This window comes from Candidatus Methylomirabilis sp., from assembly GCA_036000645.1.
Taxonomy (GTDB): Bacteria; Methylomirabilota; Methylomirabilia; order Methylomirabilales; family JACPAU01; genus JACPAU01.
This window is the reverse complement of record DASYVA010000173.1, coordinates 1-3,399: the sequence shown is the minus strand read 5'-3', so window position 1 is coordinate 3,399 and position 3,399 is coordinate 1. Positions and strand designations below refer to the sequence as shown.

Below are 3,399 nucleotides of genomic sequence, written 5' to 3'. Positions count from 1 at the left end.
TTCCGCCGGGGAGGGGGGAAGGGGGGGCGATGGGGGACCGGCCGGAGCCGTGGTCCCGGGAGGCGCCGGTGGCAGGGGGGCCGCGGCCGGGGGGGGCAGGGGTGGGCCCAACAGGGAGGGTGAGGGGAGGGGGGCAGCGGTCCCGCCCATGGTGGCGCGGCGCGGCTCGGTCCCCCGCAGGAAGTACTCGGTGACGGCATCGGGGTCCTGCGAATACGTGGGGAGCCCCGTGTAGTAGTTGACTGTGACGGGCACGAGGGGATCCGGCACCGGGAAGGCCTCCGGCGGGCTGTCCTCCACGGCTGCCCGCATGAACCGGATCCAGACGGGGGCGGCGAGCGTGGCGGCGGTCTCCTGGGTGCCGAGGGAGCGGACGGTGTCGTAGCCGATCCAGACCCCCGCCGCCAGGGAGGGGCTGTAGCCGAGGAACCAGGCGTCAGCCGCGTCCTGCGTGGTTCCCGTCTTGGCCGCGAGCGGCCGCTCGAGGACCCGGGCGCCCCGGCCCGTCCCCCGCTCCACCACGCCCTCGAGGACGTGGGTCAGGATCGCCGCGGTGGCCGGGCGCAGCACCGGCTGCCCCTCCGGGTAGTGCTCCTCCAGGACGCGCCCGCGGGAGTCCAGGATGCGCCGGATCGCGTAGGGGGGGGTGCGGATGCCACCCGCCGCGAGCGTCCCGTAGGCTGAGACCATCTCCAGGAGGGTGACCTCCGAGGTCCCCAGGGCGAGCCCCAGCTCGGCCCGGAGCGGGCTCCGGATCCCCAGGCGGTGGGCCATCTGCGTCGCCGCCCCGACCCCGATGGTCTCCAGGAGCTTCACCGCGACCACGTTGATGGAGTGCTCCAATCCCTGCCGTAACGTCACCGGGCCCCGGAAGGTCTGGTCGTAGTTCTCCGGGCTCCATTCCTTCTGCTCCCCATCGATGGTGGCGGGGAAGGACACGGGGGAATCCTCGAAGATCGTGGAGGGGGTGAGGCCCAGGTCAAAGGCGGCAGCATACACAAAAGGCTTGAAGGCGGAGCCGGGCTGGCGGCGGGCCTGGATCGCCCGGTTGAACTTGCTCCGCTGGAAGTCATAGCCACCCACCATGGCCTTGATCTGGCCGGTTCGGGGGTCCAGGGCCAGCAGCGCCCCCTCCATTTCCGGTTCCTGCGCCAGGACCAAGCGGAGGGTCTTCCGGTCGTGGTCCAGGGCCTCGAGTCGGACGAGGACCCGGTCGTCCGGGTGGAACGCTTCCGCCAGCTTGGGCCCCTCCGCCACCCGCATGCCCTTGAAGGGGATTTCCCCGCTGTAGTTCTCCACGGTGACGTGGATCCCGCGGGCCGTGACCCGCTCGATGACGCCCTCCACCACCAGGCCGGGCCGGAGGGGCTCGCCGGGCCGGCGGGGGGTCGCGCGGGCGATGGGGGTCCCCCCGGCCAGGCGGAGGCCCTTCTGCTGGTCGATCTCGTCCAAGCCCTGGGTCAGCGTCTGCTCCGCGGCTCCCTGCAGCCGGAGGTTCAGGGTCGTGTAGACCCTCAGGCCCCCGTGGTAGAGCGCATAGGAGCCGTAGTGCTCCTCGAGGTACTGCCGTACGTATTCCACGAAATACGGGGCGCGGCTCCGGATAGCGGCGAAGGCACGCTCGTCGAAGGGGATCGCCGCCGCCGCCTCCGCCTGTTCCGGCGTGATGAATTCCTCCTCGACCATCCGCTGCAGGACGACCGCCCGGCGGCGGCGAGCCCGCTCCTTGTCCACGATGGGGGAGTAGCTGTTGGGCGCCCGGGGAAGACCGGCCAACATGGCAGCCTCCGCCACGTTGAGCTCGTCCACCGACTTGCCGAAGTAGGTCTGGGCCGCCGCTTCCACCCCGTAGGCCCCATGCCCGAAGTAGATCTGGTTGAAGTACATCTCCAGGATGCGGTCCTTGGAGTACTCGCGCTCGATCTGGAACGCCAGGAGGACCTCCTTGATCTTCCGGGTCAGGCTCTTCTCCGGGGTGAGGAACAGGACCTTGGCCAGCTGCTGGGTGATGGTGCTGCCCCCCTCCGCGAGGCGGAGGGTCCGGAGGTTGGTCAGGAGAGCCCGGGCAATGCCCCGCGGGTCGATCCCGCGGTGGGAGTAAAAGCGGGTGTCCTCCGTGGCCAGCACCGCTTCGATCAGGTAGCGGGGAATCTTGTCGAGGGAGATGAGGATCCGTCGCTGCTCGAAGAAGGCCGCGAACGGCTCGTCCTCGTCGCTGTAGAGGGTCGTGACCAGGCTGGGGCTGTACTGCTCCAGGGCGTCCAGCGTGGGGAGATCGCGGATGTAGGCGGCGAAGACGCCACCCGCCGCGCCCATGCCGATGGCCACCAGAGGGGGGAGGGTCCAGAGCAGCCGCCCCCGGTGGCGGCGGAGAAACTCCACAGCACCTCCTGGCTTGCCGGTATCGCAGCCGGGTCGTAGTATACCAGAGGCGTCGGCGGGGGGCCAAGGCGCGCCCTTTCCCGTTGCGCCCCCCGGCCCGGCGTGCTACAAGGGCCGGATGCGAAGGCCCAGGACGGAGCCATGAGGTGGTCCCCGGAAGAGCAGCTCGGCATCCTCTGCCGGAAGGCGGTCGAGGTGATCGCCCCCGAGGAGCTCCTGGCCAAGCTGCGCCGGGCGAGCCGCACCGGCAAGCCGCTCAAGGTGAAACTGGGGTTGGACCCCACGGCCCCGGACCTCCATCTCGGGCACACCGTGGTGATCCACAAGCTTCGGGAGTTCCAGGAACTGGGGCACGAGGTCATCTTCCTCATCGGGGACTTCACCGGGATGATCGGGGACCCCAGCGGTCGGTCCGAGACCCGGAAGGTCCTGACGGCAGCAGAGGTCCAGCGGAACGCGGAGACTTACAAGCGGCAGATCTTCAAGCTCCTCGACCCCACCCGCACCCGCATCGACTTCAACAGCCGGTGGATGCAGCCCATGTCGGCTCAGGAGCTGATCGAGCTGGCCGGGCGTCACACCGTGGCTAGGATGCTCGAGCGGGACGACTTCGCAGGGCGCTATGCTGCCGGACGGGCGATCGGCATCCACGAGTTCCTCTACCCCCTCATCCAGGGCTACGACTCGGTGGCCCTGGAAGCGGACGTGGAGCTGGGGGGCACCGACCAGAAGTTCAATCTGCTGGTCGGGCGCGACCTCCAGCGGACGTTCGGCCAGGAACCGCAAGTGATTCTCACGATGCCGATCCTGGAGGGGCTGGACGGTGCCCAGAAGATGTCCAAGAGCCTCGGCAACTACGTGGGGATCGACGAGCCCCCCGGGGAGATGTTCGGGAAGCTCATGTCCCTCCCGGACAGCCTCCTCCTCCGATACTACGAGCTGACCACGCCGCTCCCGGCGGCGGAGGTCGAGGAGATCCGGCGGGGGCTGACCGGGGGAAGTCTCCATCCGCGGGAG

General features: G+C 69.7%; 2 protein-coding genes. One reads left to right on the top strand and one right to left on the bottom strand.

Features of this window, described 5'->3' with window-relative positions:
- On the bottom strand, nucleotides 1-2,382 hold a 2,382-nt coding region (locus VGT06_09785; GenBank protein ID HEV8663412.1), incomplete at its 3' end, for a PBP1A family penicillin-binding protein.
- Nucleotides 2,383-2,523: 141 nt separating this feature from the next.
- Between VGT06_09785 and tyrS the strand changes: the two genes are divergently transcribed.
- Nucleotides 2,524-3,399, top strand: an 876-nt coding sequence (gene tyrS / locus VGT06_09780; protein HEV8663411.1) for a tyrosine--tRNA ligase, incomplete at its 3' end; no start/stop codon positions are given.